1 protein-coding gene is annotated in these 1,560 nt (G+C 33.5%); it reads left to right on the top strand.

What is annotated here, in order from left to right:
- Positions 1 to 124: 124 nt before the first annotated feature.
- A complete protein-coding gene (locus tag HED67_RS06985) occupies positions 125 to 1,441 on the top strand; it encodes an IS4 family transposase (protein ID WP_246612140.1) in 1,317 nt (438 codons plus the stop codon).
- Positions 1,442 to 1,560 lie beyond the last annotated feature (119 nt).

The following is a 1,560-nucleotide window of genomic DNA, read 5'->3' as shown; positions in this document are numbered from 1 at the left end:
CAATGTCATTAACTTAAAGCAGAAGATATTTATTCTAAAAGGATTAGATATCTTCTGCTTTTTTTGATATGCTTACATTGTAAAGAGAAACCATGAACCTGCCGCAGAAAAGGATGTGATGCTCATGAAACATTCTCAAAAACGTACATTCATGGATATAGAAAAAATGAATTCTAATGAATTTAAGGCATTTTGCCGGTCTGGTAATCAAAATCATTTTACCAGAACTAGAAAAATGCCTCTTCAGGATCTTCTTTTCACAATGATAAACAGAAAGGGGCTGACATTGGCATTGGAACTGAGAAATTATATGAAAATTGCTCATCCGGGAACATTCATTTCCAAACCAGGATATCTGAAACAGCGTATGAAACTTAATCCAGATGCTTTTTTAGAACTGTATAAATATCATAACCGCAACTTCTATGCGGATTCCTCTTTTTCAACTTATAAAGGCCATTTAATATTAGCAGCAGACGGCTCAGACATTAATATTCCTACCACTGCTGAAACGCTGGAACTGTATGGTTCTGCAAGCCGAAAAAATACAAAACCCCAGGCTCAAATAGGATTAGGCTGTATCTATGATGTAATGAATCGCATGATACTAGAAAGCGATTGTAACAAAGTAAAATTTAATGAGATGCGCCTGGCAGAAAAGCAATTAGAGCGGATACCGGAAACCATAGGAAATATTCCATTTATCATTATCATGGACCGGGGATATCCGTCTACACCTGCGTTTATACATATGATGGATAAAGGTATTAAATTTATCGTACGTTTAAAAAGCAGTGATTATAAAAAAGAACAAAGCAGTCTGTCGGGAAATGATCAATTGGTTAAAATAAAACTTGATAAGTCAAGAATCAGACACTATGAAGGGACGATAGATGGAGAACGTATGAAAGAACTGGGAGAAATTTCATTACGTATGATAAAAATCCCATTAGAAAATGAAAGCTTAGAAGTGTTAGCCACGAATCTCTCAAAAATTGAATTCTCTACAAAAGAAATTAAAGAGTTATATCATATGAGATGGGGAATAGAAACTGCATACGAAACCTTAAAAAGTCGGCTACAATTAGAAAATTTCACAGGAACAAAAGCAATTTTGTTATTACAGGATATATACAGTACCATATATCTGAGTAATTTAGCTGAAGATATCATATTAGACGCAGAACGTGAACTGGATCAGAAAGAGACAGAGAAAAAGCATAAAATGATGATCAATCAGACAGTTAGTATTGGAATCTTAAAAAATGATCTGATCTATATTCTTCTTGAGACGAATGAGAAAAAGAAAAGTATGTTGTTTCAACAGATATATGAAGATATCAGTAAGAATCTTGTTCCGATTCGTCCTGACCGTCATTACAAAAGAACGAAAGGGCAGTTAGCAGGAAAATATTCAAATACTCATAAAAGAGCGTATTAGCTAAAAAGATATGAATAGTAGAAACAAGGGATAAGTATGCCCATATCAAAAGTAAAAAAGCAGGAATCATAATTTATAATAATTACGATTTCTGCTTTTTGCTAAAGTTAATGACATTG

The organism is Pseudocoprococcus catus (assembly GCF_019734885.1).
Taxonomy (GTDB): domain Bacteria; phylum Bacillota; class Clostridia; order Lachnospirales; family Lachnospiraceae; genus Coprococcus_A; species Coprococcus_A catus.
Note: the sequence above shows the minus strand (reverse complement) of the source record. Positions and strands in the feature narration are given on the sequence as shown.

Bases quoted from the DNA above. Each gene is read 5' to 3' on its own strand.
- HED67_RS06985 (WP_246612140.1), top strand. From the start codon at position 125: ATGAAACATTCTCAAAAACGTACATTCATGGATATAGAAAAAATGAAT.